The organism is Intrasporangium mesophilum (genome assembly GCF_054783095.1).
In genome coordinates this window covers 1-21362 of the sequence record NZ_BAAGRF010000054.1, presented here as the reverse complement: position 1 = coordinate 21362, position 21362 = coordinate 1, and the positions used below count along the sequence as shown (strand labels likewise).

The following is a 21362-nucleotide window of genomic DNA, read 5'->3' as shown; positions in this document are numbered from 1 at the left end:
TCGGACAAGCCACTTCCCGGACCCGCCACGAGCAAGCCTAGAACTCCGCTCCGGACCGCGTCTTGACACAGAAGGGAGCCATGTCCGTACAACTCTCGTTGGCTTCCCGCATGGGCGATTGGCTCCGTGGACCGACTTTCGCAATAGGAGGCATCGTTGCGGTCGCCTTTGACGGCGAAGCGGCGATCGCTGTCGGGAGTCACTCCGGGCTCGGCGTGTTTGATGCTCGAACCGGCGAGCTTCTGGAACGGGTGCCAGACACCGAAGGCGACTACGGATGGCATCAGGCTGACCCTCCATCAATCCGGCGGGAGGGTTCCCAAGGTGTACGTCTGCTCCCATCGGCTGGGCTTTGGGGAGACCGTCTGGACCACGAGACCCAGGATGGTTGGGCGGCGACAGCTGCCAATGAGGGGGTGGTGGTAGCCGCCGCTGGCCACGTCGGGTTCTCGGTGGATGACTCCGACGAGCCGCGAGCCTTTGGTTTCTCCCCAGGGGGCACGCTGTTTGTATTGGCCACCTCGGCGAGGCTGTACGCCTACGTCCGCTGACTCGCCCTCGGCGGCATGGTCGGGCGTTCGCCCGCAGAGCGGCAGATGCGGATGCTCGCGGGTCCTCATCGGCGCGGGCGCATGGTGCTCTCTGCACGGTTGGCGTTTGAGCCTGAAGGAAGGAGGCCTGCTGTTGTCGCGAACACGGCGGGAGGACGACTGGGCCGTCGGTCTCCGCGGCATGTTCTCTGCAGGTCTAGGCATCCTCATTACCCTCACCTACCTGTGGGATATCGCTGATCACTCGCGCCTGATCGGCCTGATCGTGATGGCTGTGGTCTTTGGCTTCGCTCTCGCGCAGGTGCCTCCGATGAAGTCGCTCATGCACGGCCGTGATCGCTCCCGGCCGCAACGGACTAGCACAGAGTCTCCTGGTGAGGGAACGGAAGGGCGGCCCTGATTAGCCGCCTTCAACGCGGCTATGACCGGGCGAGCGTAGCTGCCCTCAACGCGGCATGACCGGAAGCCCACCAAGGGGTCGCCTACGCTGAGCAGCGTGATCGTGCTGACCGCGTTGCTGACTTTGGCGCTGCTCGTGTTCGGGACGAGAGTCGCGGTCCGGGACGCGCGGTTCCGCATGGGCAAAGGCCCCAAGCCAGCCTCCGCCGACATCGGCATCGTTTGGCTCCTGGTCGTGATGCTTGCCGTTTCGCTCCTAGGGCTGGAGCTCACCGGAGCAGGATGACCTGCGAGCGCGACCAGCGGCAATTCCGTGCGTTGCGCCCAGTCGTTAGAGGGATTGTGGCCCATCGAGACGGTCCTTTGTACCGGACCGATCGTGAGCGAACGCCTATTCGTGCGCGGGCATGAACACGGCGATGTCACCGTACGCGCGCATCGCGGCGATCCGGTCACCGGCGAGGTCGTAGGCGACGCAATACGGGATCCGGGAACTTCCGTCCTGGCCGGCGCAGCTTCCTTCGATATATGCCGTGCCGTCCGCGACGGACAGTTGACGAGTCTTCACGCCGGTCATGCGAGCGTGCAGGCCCATGATGCCCGTTTCGACCGCTTCCGGCCCCAGGAGCTCTTCGTCGCTCTGGATGGTGGTCCAGGTGACATCGTCGGTGAGGAACTGTTGGAAATGACCACTTGCCATCGCTGTGAAGTATGCCTCCATGACCTTCGCGGTGTCATCGGCCGACATGGGCTCCTCCGGTCTCGTGGTTGGGCCAGGCTTCAGTCCCCATTGTGGCTCCCGTGACGCCCAGCTGGAGGCCTCGACGGCTACCGACGGCGTTATGACCTGGACTGCTTACTGCCGCCTTCGCAAGCCGTTCGAGGCGGAACGTAGCGGAACGGTGGGAACAGACCTGGGGACGGTGTGCGGATCCCCATCCGCTCATCGGCTATGTGGGAAGAGTTCGACCGCCTCATCGTCGGCTCGTTGCGCCAGTCTCCCGAGGCGGTCCGCCGCGCGCGGATGGCGGAGTTCGCGACGCGGAAGACCGAGACCAAGGGGCGCCCGAGTTCATCGCCCGCATCGTCACCCAGCATGGGCGAGACCCCTCATCGACCAGGCGGGGACCGGCTCGGCCCGTCGTGGCCCGGCCGCGGCGTGGGCCGAGTGCATCGCTTTCGTGGAGGGCCGTCGGGTGAGTGGTGGACCCGACTCGGGGCACTGCGAGACGAGGAAGGCTCGCTAGGAAGACCGTCCCTGGGACAGCTTCGAGACCCAACCATTGAGTTCTGCCACGGCCCGATCCAATGTGAGGCCTTTCATGCCGCCAGCCGCGGCAGCCCTGGCGTAGTCCACGGCCCAGTGAGGGTGCGCCGTGAACCGAGGCGGCCACGTTCGAGGCGTCGCGCCCGTCGTCAGGGCTCGCTCAGCACGAACCGCGAAGATGTCGTGGCAGGCGTCTGCGATCTCCTGCGCTGTCGGCGTGCCCGTGGATTCGGCGAACTGAAGTAACGCCAGGAGATCCACGATGTCGCGTGCGCGGTCATTCAACTCATCGGGCGGCTCGTGCGGATCGGTGGCCGCGTGGACTTTCTGCGCCACCTGGTACCGCAGCGCCAAGCATGCCAAGGTGTCCGGCGCCGACAGGCCGACTGCCTTCAACGAGGGCAGCTCGACGAACTCGGCGTCGGCGGTCGCTCTGCCTTCGTCGGGCGAGACCTCGACTCGGATCGACCGCCAGATCTTTCCCTTCATCGCGACCTTGATGTCGAAACGGCGGGGCGGCACCACCAGATGCGGGACCGTGATCGACTCGACTTGGGTCCTTGACAGCTCGAGTGGAGCCCAGCCGCGTGCAAGCACCTCGTCAAGCGTTTTGAGGAACGTGTGGATCTCTCCGCGCAGGATCCCGTCGACGTCCTTGGTGGGGCGCGCGGTCGCGCCGAGGCGCAGCATGAGCATCGTGCCGCCTTTGACCAGGAACCGCGGCCGCCCGGCCTCGTCGGTGATCTGTTGCAGCGCGCCCAGCACGACAGCCGATGCGACGAGCCAGGCCAGCCGTGGCTCGGCCACCTTTCCCTTGCGGGCCGCGTGCCTAACCCACTGGCTCAGGATGCTGACGCTGGCGGGCTCCCTGTCCTTGGGCGGCATTGACGCGAGAGCCTCCAGTTCGGAGCCCGGCATCAGTCGCCCCGGTCCTTGAGCTGCCGATCCAGATCCTTCGCGTGCCGGTCTGTGATCAGGCGGCGCCGACGAGCGGTGGTGATGGCCTGGCGCACCAGGTAGGTGGGTAGCCCGTCCTCGATGCACTGCCGGATGGCCATGGCGGGAAGCACCGCTGGGATCTCCTCCCACCAGCCCACGTCCTCCGGAAGGAGCCTGTCGGCGTGCAGCTGAAACCTCGGATCGTTCCGCCGGACGCGAACCCCGACCGGGACCGTGACGTGAATCGCGCTTGGGTTGACGTCACAGAGGTTGTGGACCTCGAGCACGGTCTCGTGGCTCAGGTAGGTCGGGCGGTGGCCGGTCCACAGCACGGCCTCTCGATACGGCGTGTTCTGCTGGTACGGGTACCGCGTGAACCGGTACACGCCCGTCGCGGCGTGCTCCAGGGACCCTCGGTGCGCAAGCTGCCGCAGCACCCGCGGGTCCAGTCCAAGCTCCCGTGCATCGTCTGCTGTGACGAGCCCGTCCTGTTCCAGCGCCACGTCCCACAGCTCGCTCTTCGCAGTCATGATCAACCTCCGATGCCAATACAGTACCAAAAATGGAACGGTATTGACTGGACGGTGGATCGGTGCGGCTGGGCGCATCAGCGGTCCGCGACCATTCGTGCACTCGTGTCGAAGAGGGCAAGCTCCTCGTCCGTGGTGACGTGGCGTACGACGAAGGAGCGCTGGCCGACGCGCCAAAGACCCTCGCCTTGCTGAAGGTCCGGGAGCTGGGCCTGTTCCGCGCTTGAGAGGCCGAGCTCTCTTGCGGTGGCGGGAGATTCGCTGACTTCCTGTTGGTAGATGATCTTGGTGGAGCAGTCGGCGAGCAGTCCGCGGGCGAGCGCCCGGGACTCGGATCCTGAGTCCCCGACGGCGTCGAGGTCAGACAGCCGGTGCACGATAAGCAGGTTCGCGATCCCAAGACCGCGAGATAGCTTCCACTGGGACTGCATTCGGGCGAGGAGCGCGGGCTGCCGCATGAGTCGCCATGCCTCGTCATAGATGACCCAACGCTGTCCGCCGTCGCTGGCCGCAAGGGCGGACTCCATCCAGGCCGAGGCGCAGGTCATGACCATGGCGATGAGCTGGTCGGAACCTTGGATGCGGGAGAGGTCGAGTGTGACCATGGGCAGCATCGGGTCGAATCTGACGGTGGATGGCCCGTCGAACAGGCCGGCGAGGTCGCCCGCAACGAGTCGGCGCAGCCCGTGGCCAAGGTCCCTGCCGTCGCGAGCGAGCTCCGGAACGGTCGCGCCTGCGATCGATGCCGTTGGGGAAAGGAGGGCATCGACGACCGATGGGAGGGTGGGCGTCGTGGCGTTGGCGACGGCATACGTGAGTGCGGCGTCGAGAGCGGTGTGCTCGACCGCCGCAAGGGCCCGGCCAAGGGCGGACTCGGCGAGCGAGCCGACGAGGACACGTCGCCGCAGCGCCACGGCGTTGCGCCACTGGGCGTCGCTGAGCGATGTGTCGCGGGGCCCGGGGTCGAGCGGATTGAGGCGGCTGCGTGAGGCTCCGCCAAGGACGATGGCGGCGCCGCCGACGGCTTGGGCGACGCGGCTCCACTCGCCCTTGGGGTCGCCGGGCACGTAGACGCGGCGCCCGAAAGCTATGGAGCGTGTTGCGATCGACTTGGCCAGACACGACTTGCCTTTGCCGACAACCCCGGCGAGCAGGCAGTTGGGGTTGGTGAGTACGCCCCGCTGGTAGAGGACCCACGGGTCGAAGCAGAACCCGCCTCCGGACCAGGCGTCCTGGCCGATGTAGACGCCGGCGCTGCCCAGACCAGCCTCGGCCAGGAACGGGTAGGCGCCGGCCATCACGTCGGAGGTGGCCCGGTGCGCCGGGAGCCGGAACCGCCGGAAGGAGCGCAGGGCTTCAGGTCCTTCCTCACCACCGGCACCCATGGTCCGCCCGGCGACATTGTCGGGCCAGGAACGGCTACTGCGAGACCTGCCACGGGTCCGCCGGCTGGCTCGTCCACCTTGGGCGCGCCGAGCGCCAGCGGGGGAGGGGCCCTGGCCGTCTGCGGCATACCTTGTCGTCGGTCGCATCAGGTGACCTTTCTCGCGAGGGGGAGAGCGGCCGCGACGAAGGCGCGGGCCTGCTGCCCGTAGAGGCGCCGTGTCTCGCAGCCGGACTGGATCGCGGCGCGGCTGATTCCGGCGACCGCGGCCTCGAGCTCGTCCCGGTCACGGGCCGTGATGGCGATGAGGCCGGTGAAGCGGATGTCGGCGTGTCCGGCGATGAGGGCGCGTTCGCGGTCCAGGACGTCGTTGTTCTCGATGCCGTCGGACAGGTCGGCGAGTGCGCCGATGCGGGCCTTCTGCGCGGCCTCGGTCGCGTATGCGACCTTGGCCCGTCGGATGTCGCGGATGGCCTCGTCTGCCGGGACCGGTTCGGCCGTGATCGAGATGGTCTTGCGGATGCCGGGCTGGAATACGAGCGCGTGGAGGAAGAACGGCGGGGCTGCGACGCGTGGCCATTCGTTGATCCACAGGACAGCGGAGTGTGCGCTGTCGTGCTGCAGGTGGTCCCAGCGCTCATCGACTGCCATGGGCCCGGCGGTGGCGAGGGCACAAGGGACGTCGCCGTCGGTGTCGTATGCCGGGTCGTAGGCGCCGCGCAGCACCGCCGCGAGGTCCTGCTCGCCGAGCCAGTGGGACAGCCGGAGGTCGGCGGCTCGGAGGCTGCCCTCGAACGAGGTCATTTCCTGCCGTAGGAACGCGACCGCGCCGGCCAAGCCTCGTCCTGCGTGGCGCATGTGTGTCCGCGCCTTTCGCAAGTCGACGGCGATCGCGATGAGGGTGCGATGGGTGGATGCGGCTGGGGCCGCGGTCCGCATGAGCGACTCGTACTGCCGGACGGCCCACTGCTCGGGGTCCTTGAGGCCGTGGGCTTCCCACCAGCCGGTGATGCCGCGGCCGGCGTCGGGGAGGGAGATCTCGAGGACCTGGACGCGGACTCCGGCGCCCGACGAGGCCAGAGCGGCCAGGACGCGTCCCCAGCCGTGGACGCGGCGTGCCTGTTCCTCGGCGGAGAGCAGGACGTATGCCGGATGGTTGACCGACGCGACGGCGCACAGCGTGAGCGCGTGCGGGTCGTGCAGGATCGCGGTTCCTGTCTTGTCGTCGACCAGGAAGCGGAGGGCTGCGGCGTCGCCTGGAAGCGCGAGCGTGCCCGCGGGCCGCGGACTTGCCGGCCGTGCTCGGAATCGGGTCTGACCGCTGGCGCGGCGGACGGCATTGTGGGCCGCGGTGGGGGCGGCTTCGATCGCGGGCTTGCGGCCGACACGGACGAAGGCCAGCCCGAGCAGTCCGCCCCAGACGGGCGCCGAGACGAGAGCACCGACCGCGTCTGCGGCGAACAGGGCGACGATGAACACCAGTGCGGCTGCGCCTACGCAGGCGACTCGGGATGCCGACAGTCCGAGAAGGAACCCACGGCGTGGCAGCCGCGCGAACCGCACGGTGAAGGCTCTCGTCGTCGTGTCGGTCATGGCCGGCTCCCGCTACCGGCTGGAGGAGCTGGCCGTTTGGGCGGTGTCGGCGCGGGTCCGGCGGTTTCGGGGGATGCAGGTGAGCCTGGGGGATTGGCAGCCGTGGACGGCGGGATCGCCGAGCTCGCCGCGTTGACGGTGCCCTTGAGCGTGTTGGCCGCGGTCGCCGCCGCTCCGATGGCTGGGACGGCCGCGGAGGTGGTGGCTGCGGCACCCCGCGTCGACGCTGCCGTCCCAGCCTGCTTGGTGGTGGTGCCTCTTCCGTCGGACGTGGCGGGTGTGCCGCCTCGCGGTCCGCTTGGAGCGGGCCAGCCGGCGAGCGCCGGGGGTGGCGGGGCTGGCGGGACGCCGCCACTGCGGCCCCAATCTCCGCTACCGACCCGGCCGCCACGACTACCGATCGCACTCGTCAGCGCTCGTGCCTGGCCCTGGATCGCGGCGACCTTCTGGGGTCCTGAGAGGACGGACTGGGCGCCTGCGGCGCTTTGGCGGGCGGTGGCGTGGGCGGCATGCAGGGTGTCGCCCGCGAAGTGGAACATGCGGATGGCCATCCACGGGGTTAGGCCACCGAGAAGCAAGATGAGTGAGCCTCCGGCGAGCTGGGTGGCCGTCTGGGTGACCCCCGTGCCGGACTGACCGGCGCCGTTGAGGACGGCTACCCCGAGGCTGAGGATGATCACGAGCAGGAGCTTGGAGGCGATCATCGCGGCGATGAACTCGATCCACTTGCGGACCCAGCCGCGGGCGAAATCGGCTGTCGCGCCTGCGAATGCGATCGGCGCGAGCACGGCGGCGACCAGGATCATCAGCTTGCGGATCATCATGGCTGCCCAGACCATGACGACGGCCGCGAGCACAACCAGGGCTAGGAGGATGACGACGGCGGGATTCTGCATGCCGGAGATCTGGGTGAAGGCAAGCTTGGTGCCGATGCCGCTGATGTTCGTGCCGAGGGTGTACTGCACGACGCCGTTACTGAGGGCATCGACGGCGCCGATGAGGACCCTGGTCGCCGCGAGCGCGAGCGCTGAGCCGACGAAGCTGATCAGCAGGCCGCTGAAGGCACGTCCGACCATGACCGGATTCCCACGGACGGCAGCCACGATGAGCTGGATGACGAACAGCGCGACGCACAGGACGGCGGCGATAGCCCCGGTCATCGCCATCTCGGTGGTCAACTGTGGAGACTGCAGATCGAGAGCGGTGGCCTCGTTGATCTGCTGCCAGAGCCAGGTGGTCGCATTGTTCGCGGCCGAGGCGAAGAAGCCGGCCATGGTGCCGAACGCGCTGTCGGCGACGCCGCCGACGACGTTGGCGCCGCTCTCGATGGCGGCTGCGGGAAGGCACATCGGGTTCAGCTTGAAGATTCCGTCGCACGGCATGTCAGCTCACCTGGATCGACGTGTAGGAAATGACAGCGACGAATCCCCACGTCGAGCGAGTCGGTGGGCCCTCGAGGTTGAGGGACAGGGCGACGCTGAACGTCGAGGTCGTGTCGCGGCCGCCCACCCAACTGTGACGTGTGACCGTGGCACTGACTTCCCGACCGCTGATGCCTGGGTCGGAGATCCGACCTGACGCGACCGCGTTGGTCCAGGCGAACGGTTCCGTGACCCGTTGGATCGTCACGGTCGTGTATGCGTGCTGGAGCGCCAAGCCCTCCCAGTCGGCCTCGGAGGGGATGGGCGCCGACCCGGCTGCGGTGTCGCTGACCGAGTAGATCGCGAGGCGGTCCCTGAGCTCGGGCGGCACCATGCCGACGACGAGCGGCTCTGTGGTTGAGGCGGATTCGGCCTGAACCCAGCTCAGTTGTGCCTCGCGGTCCTTCCGGTAGTCCTGCGTCACCAGGCGCCGGACGAACTCGGCGGCGTAGAGATCGGGCTGATGCGTCGCATCGCCGGAGATCCTGGTCGTGCTGGGTGACGGGGCGACTGGCTGGATCGCCCGCAGGCGCGCGATTTGGTATGCCGCCTCGTCGCCTTCGGGCGGTGACGTGGGCCCCTGAGACTGCGGCAGGTGAAGGCCTTGTGTCTGGTCTGGAGGCGGCTCGGCGACTGCGGAACCCCCGACTCTGTCCGCTGGCTCATGACCGTTGGTCGTGATGGCAGCGCCGACGGCGATCAAGGCGAGGACCGCGGCCGTCAAGGCGGACAGCGTCAGGACCCGCCGGCGCATCAGCCCAGCACGAAGAAACGGACTCATCGGACGGCAGCGCCAGCCGCGTGAAAGAAGTTCACGAGCGCGTTGGCAGCACCGATCAGCATGGCGGCAGCGACCGAGACCAGCACGCCAGTCTTTCCACGGCCGGCGACGTGTGGGTTGGAGGAGTGCGAGCCGATCGCCCACGCGATGGCCGACAACGCAACCCCGGCAACCGCGGCTACGAGCCCGATGGTCAGGAGCCCTCCGACGATCCGCTCCAGCGCGGCAATCCCGGGTAGACCATCTGTGTTCGGCGAGACGTCAGCCGGCACGGTCAGGAACGATGGAACGGACATCGCAGAGGCCTCTCGCAGCTGGGCGCGAGCCCGCTGCCCGCGCCGTGACCCAGGTAGAGGCACCGACGGGGCACCATGCGTCGGTCTCCGCAAGACTTCGTCGTCGATGGGACTGGACAGGCACGCCTGGCCGCCCCCGATTGAACGGCAAGCTCCTGGGCCTGATGAGGCGCGTCATCCCGCCCAGAAAGGGCGTGCTCCATGGGTGCTGCCCTCCACCCAAAAGCTGCGCTCCACCCACTCTCCCCCGTCCGTCAGGGTCACGTTTGCCGCCGGCTCGGGATCAGATCGCGGAGGTGCTACAGCGCCTCCTAAAGCTTACGAACCGGCACGTGACCCCATGCGTGGCCAGACACCGATGGCCCAGAGTCCGGGCCCTACCAAAGCTCACCTCGAGCGAGCAACTCAAGTCAGCGAAGCTTCAGGCTGGTCAGCACCCCGCTCTCATCGAGAGCCAACTCGCTGCTTCCGGACCGTGGGTGAGGGGCCTCGGCGGGCATAGCGGGGCGACTGGCATTGTGGCGGGAGATCGAGGCACCGCCCAGGAGCCCCCCGCACGCGCTGGTACGGGCCCTCGGCCGCCTGGTGTAGACGCTGACACACCAAGGTCTAGACGCCCACTCGAGTTACACGGCAAAAGGGAACTTCGAATACTGGAGCGTGCGCGCATCAAGGTCAGCGAGGACGTATCCGCCTCTGGCGTCGCTAAGCTGCTTCATCACGGTGAACCCTTGGCTGATTGCCTCGCGCCACATTCGATAGGGCAGGCTACTCACCTCAAGATCCTCGACCACCAGAGCTATGAGGTCCAGTAGATCTTCGGGCACTAAGTTCGGCGCCTCAAACCGCCGACTGAGCGTCGCTTGCTTGGCCAAGATGGCCGCGATGCCTTCTTCAGCAAAGATCGCGCGCGCGCCGTCCTCGGCTTCGTCAATTGCCGCGTCGCTCTTTCGCTTTACGTGAAGCAGTCCGCGTAGGTTTGGTGACCAGCCGAGAACCGCTAGGAAGCCGAGATGAATGGCGTCGTGATAACGGTAAGCATCCACCCGTCGCGAGTTGTCGGTGACTTGATCGCCGAGGGCTTCTCCGACCTTGAAGCCTTGAAATTTATCTTCCCCTCGGGGAATTGGGCCCTTCGGGAACGCGTTGGGCGTGGCCGCAAGCAGCGTCATTGTCACTACCGCCTGCCCCTTCACCGTGCGCTCTTGAAACCGCAGGTGCAGCTGACGGGGCACGCGTTCGGTCGCTGGAAAAGTCTCGTCGAAGGTCGAACTTTCCTTGCCGTCATCTGCGCTAAGAGAGGATGACCGGATCGCTCGCTTCAAGTCGCGCTCGGCTAGTTCCGCCAACCCAAGTCCCGCGTGTCGCGCGACTGCCGCTGTATACCAGAGCAGGTCCCCCAGTTCGACGCCGACAAAGCTGGGCCAGTCCTTGATCCTGCTATCTCGTCGATATCTCTTCTTCTCCTCGGCGAGTAGTGTTCCTACTTCGCCCGCGAGCCCCAGCATCGGCACGCTAAGGCTGTGCGGATCGACGCCTACGGTGATCTCTTGGTCCGTCTCGGCCGCAAGCTCGGCGTATGCGTCCAGCGTGAGGGTCGCGTCCCGGTCCGGCAACTCGGCGATTCCCGGAAAGTTGAGTGATCGTGCGCGTTCGTCGACCTTGATCAGGTTGCCGCATGCAATCGAGTTGAGTCGAAGCCCATTGACGTGCGCGAGAAGCGTCATCCACCTCAGCACCATGCCCAACTCGCGATCAACCATCCCCTTACTGGTCTCCGCAACCAATGAATCACTAAGGTAGCGCTGGTGGACCAATAGCAGTTCGCCGACATGGGCTCCGAGACCAAGCATTGGGACGACTTCGTGTGCCGTGTTGTTGCGATCGGAGAGCCGGACTGTTTCGTTCTGATAATGGTCAAAGTGCACTTTAACCCCCTGTGGACAAAAGTCCCGTCTGCGTCGTGGCGAGATCAGGTCGGATGAGTCACATTGCATCCGCCGTCTTCGGCGTTGGCAACGGATCGAGGCCCCACTTAGGTGGAAAATGCGGTGGCGTCAGGGGCCCCTTGGCCGTGAACTGTTGTTTGATCCTTGTCCGATTGCCAACGCCTGCGACGTCGGGATGAGCGACCCGAGCGTACTTATCGGTCTCGCAAAAGAGATTCTGGCAGTCGATTAACTTTAGCCGCCTGCCGAACAAGTTCTGGAAAGAGATCTCGTAGTGCTCGAGTTGTTGCTCCTGGGTGTCTACCATCCACCGGATCAGGTCTGCAGCCGGGACTTCCCGAGCGCCGGGGAAGCACTTTGCCAGCCCACTGAGAGCGCCCGGCCCCGCAACGACGAAGTCGTCCTCATCGAAGTCGATCAGCGTCGAGTAGTTCAGGTCGATTGTCAGCTGGAAGGCAAGAAATGGCCCCAGACTCGGGTAGTCGAGGAGCAGGTGGAACACCTCCTCAAGACTCGCTGCTTCCTGCAACGATTGACAAAGGCCGCCGCTGCTCATGGTCTCGACAAGCGCGAGATGATTGCGGTGCTTACGTTCGTAACCGAAGGCGGGAGGGGGCAGGATATATGCGGCGCTGTAGATCCTGTCTCCTTGCCGGAGAGATCGATCGAGAATCGCGCCGCATGCCTGCACGTCAAAGTCAGCCGCCGTAACTACACCCAGGCCGTCTTCAATGGCGCGCCAGGTTTCTGGCTTGTTGAAAAATCGATACAGCAAAATCCGCAGAAGCACGTCTTCTGGGTCATGCGAGCCAGAGTAGATCACTCGGATCAAATCTTGGGATACTCGATCGGCGGCTCTGTAGGCGTTCGTGAAGCGGTACTGCGAGATGATTTGGTCATCCGTCCACGGTCCAGGGTCCCCGGCGAGGCGTGCGTGATAGACCCGCTGCCTTTCGGCCGCCAGCCGCCAATAGCTTGCCAGCACGTCCGAGCCGACGACCTTCTGCTTGCCGATCGTGCCTGACCATGCCTTCTTCATGAGGTCGGATCCTGTCCTATCGTCGTCGGCCGCGCCGTTAGCGGCTCGTGCTTGCTCCGCCGAGATGCCTGGAGACCGAGCCCGACAGGAATACCGAGCCAGGACGTCGAGGAGACAGGCGAGCTCGTTAGTCGTCGCTGTGCCAGTCTGAGGCCACCGGTAGTTCCAACGCACACTCCACCAGCTAGCGAACATGGCCGACATACTCGCTGAGCAGCTCGGGTGGGGAGCCATCGGTGCACGTTCGAGGTCACTATTGGCCGCGGGAGGTTGTTCCCCTGAGCTCGCCATCCACCTGCCGAGACCTTATCTTCACGGACGCTCGCGACGGCTTGGTCGGCGCCGCGGAGAATTGAAGCGCCAGACGTCGGACTGTTCATCAGGACATGCGCGCCTGCGGAAGCCCTCGAGGACAGGCGCGCCAGCCTCGTCGCCTGGTGGGGAGTCAAGGTCGGTGTCCAACATGACGGAGCAGCCACGACGTCAAGCCTAGACGCTGGCGCCGCGCCAGCGGCGCGGCACGCCCGGGTGTCGGCGGTAAGCCGTACGCTTCACAGTGGAAGGGGGTTGACGATGACAGACCACAACGTGTTCATCAGTCACCGGCACGAGGACGACGCCCTAGTCGGAAGGCTCAAGGAGTTGCTGGCCAAGAATGGTGCCGAGGTTCGTAACTCGTCCGTAACTCGGGAGAAGTTCAACAATGCGAAATCCGAGGCCTACATCAAGCAGATGCTCGCCGACCTCATCGGATGGGCAGGTAAGATGATCGTGATCATCTCGCCGGACACGAAGAACCATGAATGGGTCAGTTGGGAGATCGAATACGCTAACCGCTTCCCTGATAAGCGGATCATCGGAGTCTGGGCTCCGGGCGCGAGCGGTGTCGACATGCCGGCGGAACTGGATGCCTATGCCGATGCCGTCGTGGGGTGGAACGCTGAGGCGATCATCGATGCGCTCAACGGGGCCGACAATTGGCAGGGGCCCGATGGTGAGAACGTACCACCTCGAAGCATCAAACGCTTGAGCTGCTAATTATGGCCGTTCGCGTCTTCAGTTACGTCGTGCGGTACGACTTTGGGTTCGCACCAAACCCATTTGAGGGATACTGCACGATCGCAACCTGCAAACCGCAGATCCGACGCGCTGCTTCGGTCGGCGATTGGGTCCTTGGGTCTGGATCCGCTGTTAAAGGGCTCGCCGGCCGGCTCGTGTACGTCATGCAAGTCGCCGAGATCCTGTCATTCGACGAGTACTGGAAAGATCCGCGCTTCGCACGGAAGGTGCCCACCGACCGTGGAGCCATCAAGCGCGCATACGGTGACAACATCTACCGTCACGGCGATGACGGCACGTGGCTGCAGGCTGACTCACGGCATAGTCTTCCCGACGGCCAGCCCAACCCGGGGCATATCAAGGTCGACACCCGCGTTGATGCGGTCCTCGTTGCTCGCCGCTTCTCATACTTCGGCGGCGAGGGGCCAACCATCCCGGCAGCCCTGCGACGCCACTATGGGATGGATCTTGTGCATCCCAGCCAAGGGCACCGCTGCCGATTCCCTCAGGAGCTGGTCGATGCAGCAGTCGAATGGTTTGAAAGTCTTGAACTCGGGGTGATCGGTCGCCCCGCGGACTGGGCGACACTACGCGACGGCTGAACTAAGACGCCCCTTTGACGCTCGGACCTGGCGATGCTGACCGGTGTGCGGCTGAGACCGACGGCTTGCTGACGGCGCAAGCGCGAGATGGGCAGAATGTCAAGGAGCCAAGTCTCCCGGACACGCTTCCGCACCGGCGACCAGGATTGTCGGGCCGTGGGGATGCGATGCTTCGGCATGACTTTCGTCCGAGCGGCGCGACACTCGAGTGGACCCAGCCGCTGCACATCGTCAGCCCCCATTGGATAAGGCACTCGACACTTGGCCGACGTCGCCTCTTTCCGAAGTTCGTTTGCCCGCTGTCTACGTCAGGCACGGTTCCTGAGTCACTAGGGGCCTTCGGGAATTACACAGGGCGACTTCGAGATTGCAAGCTGCGCACGGACCGGGTGTTTCAATCTGGGAAACACCAGGCCAGTGAGAAACTGCGACACGACATGCGAGCGTCAAAAGCGTCGGAGATGGCAACATTCAGGCCGTTGCGCGCGTGAAGTCCGATCCCTTGACCAGGCCTTCGAGTGACTTGTACTCAAGCCCTGACGAAGGCCGTCGAGTCACGAATGGCCGCCGATGGCCTCCCTTGGTCGCAAGGCGTTCTATCACTGGGTACAGGCCTAGGTATTCCAGCCCTCGGAACGCCTCGTTGGGGGTGTCCAGGATCGGCAGGATCGCGATCGAAGACTGGCGATATCCGTCGAAGAACCCGAGCTCCCACGGCATCCATCGACTGTTGCTGGCGGCCTCGGAAGTGGCGTAGATTAGCGATTCGCAGCTACGCATGCGGTTCCGCAGGACTACCGCCGTGGCGGCCGTGACGTGGGCCCGACTCAACTGGGGATCGTCGACCCAATCGACGTAGACGGATTGCCCTTGCTCTTCGAGCAACAGCTTGACTCCGAGGATCAGCTCGGCGTCCCGGCTGCTGTGGCTGAGGAAGATGTCGTACCTCTGTCCGGGCTGGCGACCATCGGCAGACTTGCGCAGCGACTCTGACGCCGACCGCGGCCCGGCACTTGCCGTCAGACCGCGGCCACGAATCTCTGACTTGGTGTAGAACGGCACGGACAACCCCACCTTCAGCTCAGTCACACGCGACACACAAGTTTGAGCATATGCCACCGTGTCTGGGGGATCCGTGCCGCGGTCCGTTCTCTTCGGGCATGGTTTGCCGTATGACGCAGCCGGCGCGGGCGTACTCCGAAGACCAGACGAGCACACCTCGAACTAATACAGGCTATTTTGGTTCGCCTGTCAGCAGCCTCGGCCGCTCGCCAAGGGGTGGACGGTGCTGGCGGCCGCAGGTTTGGGTTCTCGAGCATCCAAAGAGAGTGCTACCTCCCCCGCTGGCCAGCGCCGGCATGGGCATCGCGGTGTGCTTTGGTTTAGCCGCCCTGCGGCCAAAGAAGGATTGCGAGTCCGGCCGCGAGAAGGGGCCCGTAAACGGGTGCAACCGCCCAGGATTTGACGTCTCGCCAGTCGGGCCAGTAGTTGACGTTTTTCCCGTCGGGAGATGGTAGCGCAGGGTTCATCGAGAACGCAGTCACATTGCGCCCCACCGCAACGTCGTCGTAGAGCTTGCGGAAAGCGCGCTCCTGCTTGAGATAGTTGGCGTCCAAGACACCGAAGACAACCACGGCAAGGATTCCGAGCAGGGCGACGCCTGCGGAATGTTGGCTGATGGCGTAGCCATAGGTGGCGGTAACGATGGGCAGTAGCCAGGACTTTGACGAAGAGGACGCTTGCGACATGCGAGTGACAACAGCCTGGATGAAAGATAGATGCTGTCGCCGGTCTTCGGGGACCGCGCGACTGCCGATGCCCATCGTCTCAACGGCCTGCCGGATTGCGTTCAGGGTGTCATCTTGGGAGGCGTCGTCATCGGCTGGCCCGTCCGGCCACGTGAGCCCCATGCGGTCTCCTTCCCACCGTGGGACGAGGTGGACGTGTAAGTGCAGAATGGTCTGCGTCGCGGCGTGGCCGTTGGACTGGATGATGTTCAGCCCTTCCGGCGCAAGAGCCTGGTACATCGCACGGGCGACGTGGCCGATAGCGTCGGCGATGTCACGCCCCTCGTCCGGCCGGAGGTCGGTTATCTCGGAAACATGGCGGCGTGGCACGACGAGGGTGTGTCCTCGAGTGGCTGGATTTAGGGGAAAGAAGACGGCCACGCGCTCGTCGGTGTAGACGACGCGGGCGTTTGGGTCCTGGCCACGGATGATCGCGCAGAATGGGCACGGATTCTCGGGCGTCATGTCGACCGCACGACCCCCAGACGAGACCAGTTCTCCAGGTTGTCGCTGAGCTTCTTGTAGGTCGCCTTGCTGTCGAACTTCCGCGACCACTCTGTCACGGTCGGGTCGGACATCGGGGACTTCCTGAGGATCGACTCGGGCGTGCTGAGCTCCCTGTTGGCGAGCGACCAGCCCGCCGCTAGCGCCTCTGTTACCGTGAGATACGCCATACTCATTCCCTTCGATTGCAGAACCCAATCACAGCACATGCCAGCGACTTGTCCGGTTCGACTCGCTTGGGCGGCGTAGGCTCAAGCGGGTGGCGCGGGGCACAGGGGAGATCGACGCGTGGATGTGACCTATCGGATCGAGGTGTTCCACCAGGAGCGCCCCCAATGGAGCGTCCGCCTCCAACGAGCGGTCCAGCGCGAGCTGACGGACCTCGGGGTTCACCGCTCCGTCGTGGTGGATGTGTCCGAGGGTCACATCCGAGCTGACGCGACTCCCGGCGTCGCTGTGGCGCTGTTGGGGCCTGGGAGCGCGATCGATTCCGACCTGGCAGGGCTCATTCGGGCAGCGGTCGCCGACGGTGTGGTCGTGATCCCGGTCGTGGATGACCTTCCGACGTTCCTTGACCAGGCCCCTGCCGAGCTCGCTGCCCGCAACGGATTCCTGTGGTCCGGCCGCGACCCCGAGATCGGGCTCGCCCGGATCCTCTTGGAAGAACTCGGCATCGAGGAAGACGACCGCCGGGTCTTCATTAGCCATCGCAGGAGTGATGGCCTCGGAGCTGCCGAGCGACTCCACGACAGCTTGACGCACTACAGGTTCAAACCCTTCATCGACCGCTTCGCCATACCCCCGGGCGGCGACGTGCAAGCCGAAATCGCTGACGCCCTAGAAGATTTCGCGTTCCTGCTGCTGCTGGAGACCCCCGATGCCCACGCCTCAGATTGGGTATTCGACGAGGTCGAATACGCCCTCGCCCATACCATGGGCGTCCTCATTGTTCAGTGGCCGGGCGATCCCACACCAGTACCGGGAAGCGCCGGAATGCCACGACTGACGCTCGAACCTGACGATCTCACCCGCGACGAGCACGGGTACGAGGTACTCACAGAACGGGCGATGGACCGCATCCTGCGAGCCGTGGAGGCAGCCCACGCCCAAGGCCTTGTTCGACGGCGACGCATGCTCCTGTTCAATGCCCAAGAGTCCGCCGAGGAGGGCGGCAACCAGTGCATCCCGCTGACCCGCTGGTGCCTGGATGTGACCGGCCCGCACCACAGGTCGATAGTCGCAGTCGCACCTCGTCTCCCGAGCCCACGAGACCTTCAACGTCTGGACGAAGCGCGCACCCAGATCGATCCCGATGCAGAAGGGATCTTGCTCCACGCCGTGCGGCGGCTGAATGACGCTCGGCGCAGGCACCTCGACTGGGTTGTCGGGGACAGAAACCTCGTCATGGTCCCCGACAACCAGATCGGAGGGCACTGGTGACCGACACCAGGACGCCTCCCTCCCGGGCCCGCGGTTCTGTATTCGTCTCCGCCAGCATCCCGGACCCGGCCCGATGGACCGGACAGTTCGACCCATTGGCCATCACCGACGCCGTGGTCTCAGTTGCCCGCACAGTCTTGGCCAGCGGACGGAGGCTCGTCACAGCCGCCCATCCCACAATCGCCCCTCTCCTTCTCTACGTCGCTGCCGAGCAACCCCCATCCGCAGAGGCACTCGTGGTGGTCTACCAATCCGAGGTATTCGAGGCTTTCTGGCCACGTGCCACGCACCGCTTTCAGGAGCAGGGCGTCGGGACTGTGATCCGAACCCCAAGGGTCGGGAATGAGCCACCTGACCCGCGCCACGCCCCAATGAGCCTAGAGCTCATGCGGCAGCGATTACTGACAAATGAGCCGCTGGTCGCGGCCGTCTTCATCGGAGGAATGGGCGGCATTCCCGATGAACACGCCCTATTCCGAGAGACGCACCCCGACGCGCCGACATACGCACTGGCACAACCAGGTGGCGCTGCCGCCACGCTCGTTGATGCGTCACCCCGCCAACTCCAAGACATCCTCGCAACTGAGAACATCTACCCTGCGGTTGCCCGTGCGATCGTCGCTGATATCGCTTCTCGCCTGTGACGCGTGCGAGATAGGGACCCCGGCAAGGACGAGCAGCGGGCGGGTGATCGAAGGTCGTCGTTTGCCCGGGCGGTGGGCGCGTCTGCCCCATTTCGCCGTTTCGCGGGTCGACGTCCCCTGACGCGGCAGGTCTCGACGCGCAGCCCCGACAGTGCGCGGCTAGGCTTCCTCCGCAGGCGTTCCGCACTTTGGGCAGTCGGGCCAGCAGCCAAGAACAAGGCCACCGTTGCCTTCGACGCGCCATTCGTGACCACAGTATGGGCAGGCGTAGTCCTGATACGTGTCGTCCAGATCATCGAGGGTCACAAGCAGTTCTCCTTTGCAGTGCCGATACTCCCTCACCCTCTCATGCACGACACACGTTCCGGGCGTTCGGAAGGGAGACGACTCACTGCCGGCCGGTGCTGGAGTCGGGGCGCTTCTCCACGCGATCACGTTGCTTCGCCGCGACGTAGGCAACTTCGCTCGGGCAGGTCTCCGATGCCTTGAACTGGTGAGTGAGCTAGCTTCCGGTCCCGCCGCTGTGTGGACGGCAAAGCCATTCGCGCGCCTGCGTGCGTCCTAGCCGCGTGCGAGGCTCACTCCGCGGAGTGCCATGAGGGTGACAGTCGGACATGCCCGGGCCTCTCGGTGCTGAGGTCAACCACGTTGGCGCGAGCGAGGAGAACCGCGACGTAGTTGGCTGTCTGGCGAGCAACGTGCTTCTTCAAGTACCCGTCGAGCGTCTCCGGATTGCCCGGCATGTCACGGTTCGCGCCTTCCGGCAGCCAAGTTCTGCCATCGAGCTAATCAACCACACCTTCGAGGCATGCCCACGAGAAGAACGTGAGCGTGCGTGTGGGACCGAATAGGAGAGCGACACCTCGTGAGTCGAGTCGCTCCACAATGAACCGGGCGGAGCCCGTCGGTGTCGGCGGTTCGGCACCTTCATCTACTCGCGAACGAACAGCGTGCTCTACGGGACCCTCCATCCAGTCATGATGAGCCGCCATCCGGAGTAGGAGCAAGAGGCCATCCGGAAGCGTGGACCGTTCTCGGCGCACGCTCGGCAGGCCGCGTCATACCGCCGCGTGCGAGGCTCACTCCGGGGAGTGCCACGCGGGAGACAGACGGACACGCCCGGGCCTCACGGTGCTGAGGTCAACCGCGTTGGCGCGAGCGAGGAGAACCGCTATGTCGAACAGCGTGCTCTACGGGACCTCCATCCGGTCGTGATGAGCCGCCATGCGGAGTAGGAGCAAGAGGCCATCCGGAAGTGTGGACCTTCCTCGGCGCGCTGCGCAGGCCGTGTCAGAGCGCCGCCTACCGCGTAGCCGAAGCAAATGGCTTTACTCGGCTAAGGATCGAACCGTCGCCAACCAAGACCTGAGGGAGCGCCTCATCCGGGCGGTCAACGAGTGCGGCGATGTTGCCGACCGATAGGTGCGGGGACACTCCGGCCACGAGACGAACGGCCTGGTCGATCCTCGTTCGTGGCTGCCAAACTCACCGTCTGACGCAGGCCGTGGATGTAGGACGAAGGCATCCTCGGATGTCTGCTAACAAACGAGCCCGATCCGGGCAATGCGCCTCGGGGAATCCCCGGCCAGGAGTCGCGTGCCCAGGCACACCGCTGTCCGACCGTGTGCACGGCGGGCGTCGACCTGAAGCTCTTCGTGACGGACTTGACAGGCCCATCGATCCGCAATCGGCCAACGCTTCAGGGTGTCGCGGTGCCAACACCACGCGCGTGTCGCTCCACGCTTAACTGATATAGGTCCGTTAACCTGAGGGCATGCGGCTGACCAACAACCTCGTCAAGGTTGCCTTCGCGCTGATGACGGCTCCTGACGAACGGCATTGGGGCTACGAGCTCATGACGACGTCTGGCGTGCGCGCGGGCGCAATGTACCCGATGCTGGCCAAGCTCCTCAAACAGGGCTGGATCGCAGACGGTTGGGAAGATCCTGCTGAGACGCGCGGTCGCCCGCCACGCCGCTACTACGTATTGACCAAAGAGGGTCAACAGCAACTTGGAGCTGTGCTTGTTCGTGCTGACGCACGCGGTAACGTCCGAGGCCTTGCCTTGAGACCACGAGGTGCGACATGAGTGAGTTGGCTGGGATCGTGGCTGATGCGCCATGGCTCGCATTGCTCGTCGTTCCGGTGGTCCTCGGCATGGCGCCGGGATTTGTCGTGCGCACCGCGGTGAGGCTCTATCCGAAGGAGCATCCTCGCCGCCGGGAGTTGGTCGCCGAGCTGTATGTCATCGCTTCGCGATGGGAGCGATTGATTTGGGCTTTCGAGCAGGTCGAGGTTGCGATAAGCGAGGGCCTCTCTGAACGTCTCCGGAAGCACCGCGTGTCCCAAGACGCGGGACTGCCGCAACTCGTCATCATGGGCGAACGGACAAGCGGCGAACGTGATCTCCGTTGGTTCGTTGACATGCCCGACGGGGGGCGCTTTGTTCCCGTTTCCGCCGAACTTGAGCACATGCTCGAATCACCTCACGCAAAGGGAAGCTCACGCGCTGTTGACCGAGCGATCTATGCAGAAATGCGCAGGGTGGAGCGACGAGCGAAAGCATACCCACGTTCGGTCAATCGTCCTGAGCGACACCAGGTGGCCATCGCCCGGAAACACAGGGGCGGTTTGATGCTGTGGGGTCACGAAGACGAGCCGGAGGACCGCGCCTGATGTCGGACCCTGCTGGCTCAGCGCGGCCGCTGCACAGATCACAGATCGAGCCGCAGGGGTGGCCCTCGTAGGCAGCGGCGTGCGGCTTGGTGCGTCCTTTCGGTTCCGCGATTGACATCGGAATCTTGCTGGGACTCTGCATGGTCGCGGACCCTGGCCGACACTCGCCATAGGAGCGCATGCGTGCTCCGCAGCGGTTGCAGCCCCATGGTTGATAGCACCGCGCCCAAGTAGACGGCTTTGTCGGCAGGGGGCCGGGCCGGAGCCGACAGCCCGTGTTGCCAGCGTTGTTGTGTTCGTCGTCGCCGAAGGTGGGCAACACGATTGGGCGCCCAGTGCGTCGGCCTCCGCCGCCAGAGGCTGAGCCGATCCGAGGGCCCGGGTTTGTGCAAACCAGGCGCTTGGTTGCGGCACCAGCCGTAGATTTCGGTTCATCGACGGATGAAGTCGCGACCGGGGTCGCGCCTGGCAGGGGTGGTTCGCTGATGAGTGTCACGCGTC

General features: G+C 65.1%; 21 protein-coding genes. 8 read left to right on the top strand and 13 right to left on the bottom strand.

The window, feature by feature from the left end; genetic code table 11:
- Positions 1-657: 657 nt before the first annotated feature.
- Positions 658-951 carry a hypothetical protein gene (locus tag ACYVLP_RS23805; RefSeq protein ID WP_460629768.1) on the top strand — a complete coding sequence of 98 codons (294 nt, stop codon included), beginning with the start codon at positions 658-660 and terminating at the stop codon, positions 949-951.
- Positions 952-1047: 96 nt separating this feature from the next.
- Positions 1048-1236 carry a hypothetical protein gene (locus tag ACYVLP_RS23800; RefSeq protein WP_460629767.1) on the top strand — a complete coding sequence of 63 codons (189 nt, stop codon included), beginning with the start codon at positions 1048-1050 and terminating at the stop codon, positions 1234-1236.
- A 105-nt stretch (positions 1237-1341) separates the two neighbouring features.
- Here the strand turns inward: ACYVLP_RS23800 and ACYVLP_RS23795 are convergent, their stop codons facing one another.
- The 10 genes from ACYVLP_RS23795 to ACYVLP_RS23750 all read right to left on the bottom strand — a co-directional run bounded on the left by ACYVLP_RS23795 (position 1342) and on the right by ACYVLP_RS23750 (position 12149).
- Positions 1342-1698: a nuclear transport factor 2 family protein gene (locus ACYVLP_RS23795; RefSeq protein ID WP_460629766.1), complete on the bottom strand. Its 357-nt coding sequence runs from the start codon at positions 1696-1698 to the stop codon at positions 1342-1344.
- Between the two features lie 495 nt (positions 1699-2193).
- Positions 2194-3135: a nucleotidyl transferase AbiEii/AbiGii toxin family protein gene (locus ACYVLP_RS23790; RefSeq protein WP_460629765.1), complete on the bottom strand. Its 942-nt coding sequence runs from the start codon at positions 3133-3135 to the stop codon at positions 2194-2196.
- On the bottom strand, positions 3135-3686 hold the full coding sequence (locus ACYVLP_RS23785; RefSeq protein WP_460629764.1) for a type IV toxin-antitoxin system AbiEi family antitoxin domain-containing protein: 552 nt from the start codon (positions 3684-3686) through the stop codon (positions 3135-3137). Before ACYVLP_RS23785 ends, ACYVLP_RS23790 begins: the two co-directional genes overlap by 1 nt.
- Before the next feature lie 77 nt (positions 3687-3763).
- Positions 3764-5071, bottom strand: coding sequence for an ATP-binding protein (locus ACYVLP_RS23780; RefSeq protein ID WP_460629763.1), 1308 nt, complete (start codon positions 5069-5071; stop codon positions 3764-3766).
- A gap of 146 nt (positions 5072-5217) precedes the next feature.
- Positions 5218-6663 (bottom strand): SCO6880 family protein, encoded by a 1446-nt coding sequence (locus ACYVLP_RS23775; protein ID WP_460629762.1) that lies wholly within the window; start codon positions 6661-6663, stop codon positions 5218-5220.
- A complete protein-coding gene (locus tag ACYVLP_RS23770; RefSeq protein WP_460629761.1) occupies positions 6660-8045 on the bottom strand; it encodes a hypothetical protein in 1386 nt (461 codons plus the stop codon). Before ACYVLP_RS23770 ends, ACYVLP_RS23775 begins: the two co-directional genes overlap by 4 nt.
- 1 nt (position 8046) lies before the next feature.
- Complete coding sequence (locus ACYVLP_RS23765; protein WP_460629760.1) at positions 8047-8865, bottom strand: hypothetical protein; 819 nt, start codon at positions 8863-8865, stop codon at positions 8047-8049.
- Positions 8862-9161 carry a DUF6112 family protein gene (locus ACYVLP_RS23760; RefSeq protein ID WP_460629759.1) on the bottom strand — a complete coding sequence of 100 codons (300 nt, stop codon included), beginning with the start codon at positions 9159-9161 and terminating at the stop codon, positions 8862-8864. Before ACYVLP_RS23760 ends, ACYVLP_RS23765 begins: the two co-directional genes overlap by 4 nt.
- A gap of 626 nt (positions 9162-9787) precedes the next feature.
- On the bottom strand, positions 9788-11089 hold the full coding sequence (locus ACYVLP_RS23755) for a hypothetical protein (RefSeq protein ID WP_460629758.1): 1302 nt from the start codon (positions 11087-11089) through the stop codon (positions 9788-9790).
- Between the two features lie 58 nt (positions 11090-11147).
- Positions 11148-12149, bottom strand: coding sequence for a nucleotide kinase domain-containing protein (locus tag ACYVLP_RS23750; protein WP_460629757.1), 1002 nt, complete (start codon positions 12147-12149; stop codon positions 11148-11150).
- A 573-nt stretch (positions 12150-12722) separates the two neighbouring features.
- Here ACYVLP_RS23750 and ACYVLP_RS23745 point away from each other — a divergent pair.
- Complete coding sequence (locus tag ACYVLP_RS23745; protein ID WP_460629756.1) at positions 12723-13187, top strand: TIR domain-containing protein; 465 nt, start codon at positions 12723-12725, stop codon at positions 13185-13187.
- Between the two features lie 2 nt (positions 13188-13189).
- The gene (locus ACYVLP_RS23740; RefSeq protein ID WP_460629755.1) at positions 13190-13810 is read left to right on the top strand and encodes an Nmad2 family putative nucleotide modification protein; all 621 of its coding nucleotides are present in this window, start codon (positions 13190-13192) and stop codon (positions 13808-13810) included.
- Between the two features lie 471 nt (positions 13811-14281).
- Here the strand turns inward: ACYVLP_RS23740 and ACYVLP_RS23735 are convergent, their stop codons facing one another.
- The 3 genes from ACYVLP_RS23735 to ACYVLP_RS23725 all read right to left on the bottom strand — a co-directional run bounded on the left by ACYVLP_RS23735 (position 14282) and on the right by ACYVLP_RS23725 (position 16271).
- Positions 14282-14872: a hypothetical protein gene (locus ACYVLP_RS23735; RefSeq protein WP_460629754.1), complete on the bottom strand. Its 591-nt coding sequence runs from the start codon at positions 14870-14872 to the stop codon at positions 14282-14284.
- A 320-nt stretch (positions 14873-15192) separates the two neighbouring features.
- Positions 15193-16062 carry an HIT family protein gene (locus ACYVLP_RS23730; RefSeq protein ID WP_460629753.1) on the bottom strand — a complete coding sequence of 290 codons (870 nt, stop codon included), beginning with the start codon at positions 16060-16062 and terminating at the stop codon, positions 15193-15195.
- A complete protein-coding gene (locus ACYVLP_RS23725) occupies positions 16059-16271 on the bottom strand; it encodes a hypothetical protein (RefSeq protein WP_460629752.1) in 213 nt (70 codons plus the stop codon). The genes ACYVLP_RS23730 and ACYVLP_RS23725 overlap by 4 nt, the downstream gene beginning before the upstream one ends.
- A gap of 118 nt (positions 16272-16389) precedes the next feature.
- On the opposite strand from ACYVLP_RS23725, the gene ACYVLP_RS23720 reads away from it, so the two are divergent.
- From ACYVLP_RS23720 to ACYVLP_RS23705, 4 genes are all read left to right on the top strand, one after another.
- Entirely contained in the window at positions 16390-17541 is a 1152-nt protein-coding gene (locus ACYVLP_RS23720) for a toll/interleukin-1 receptor domain-containing protein (protein ID WP_460629751.1), read from the top strand.
- Positions 17538-18185, top strand: coding sequence for an SLOG domain-containing protein (locus tag ACYVLP_RS23715; protein ID WP_460629750.1), 648 nt, complete (start codon positions 17538-17540; stop codon positions 18183-18185). Before ACYVLP_RS23720 ends, ACYVLP_RS23715 begins: the two co-directional genes overlap by 4 nt.
- 1774 nt (positions 18186-19959) lie before the next feature.
- Entirely contained in the window at positions 19960-20274 is a 315-nt protein-coding gene (locus ACYVLP_RS23710) for a PadR family transcriptional regulator (RefSeq protein WP_460629749.1), read from the top strand.
- Positions 20271-20861 carry a hypothetical protein gene (locus ACYVLP_RS23705; RefSeq protein WP_460629748.1) on the top strand — a complete coding sequence of 197 codons (591 nt, stop codon included), beginning with the start codon at positions 20271-20273 and terminating at the stop codon, positions 20859-20861. Before ACYVLP_RS23710 ends, ACYVLP_RS23705 begins: the two co-directional genes overlap by 4 nt.
- The last annotated feature ends 501 nt before the right edge of the window (positions 20862-21362 follow it).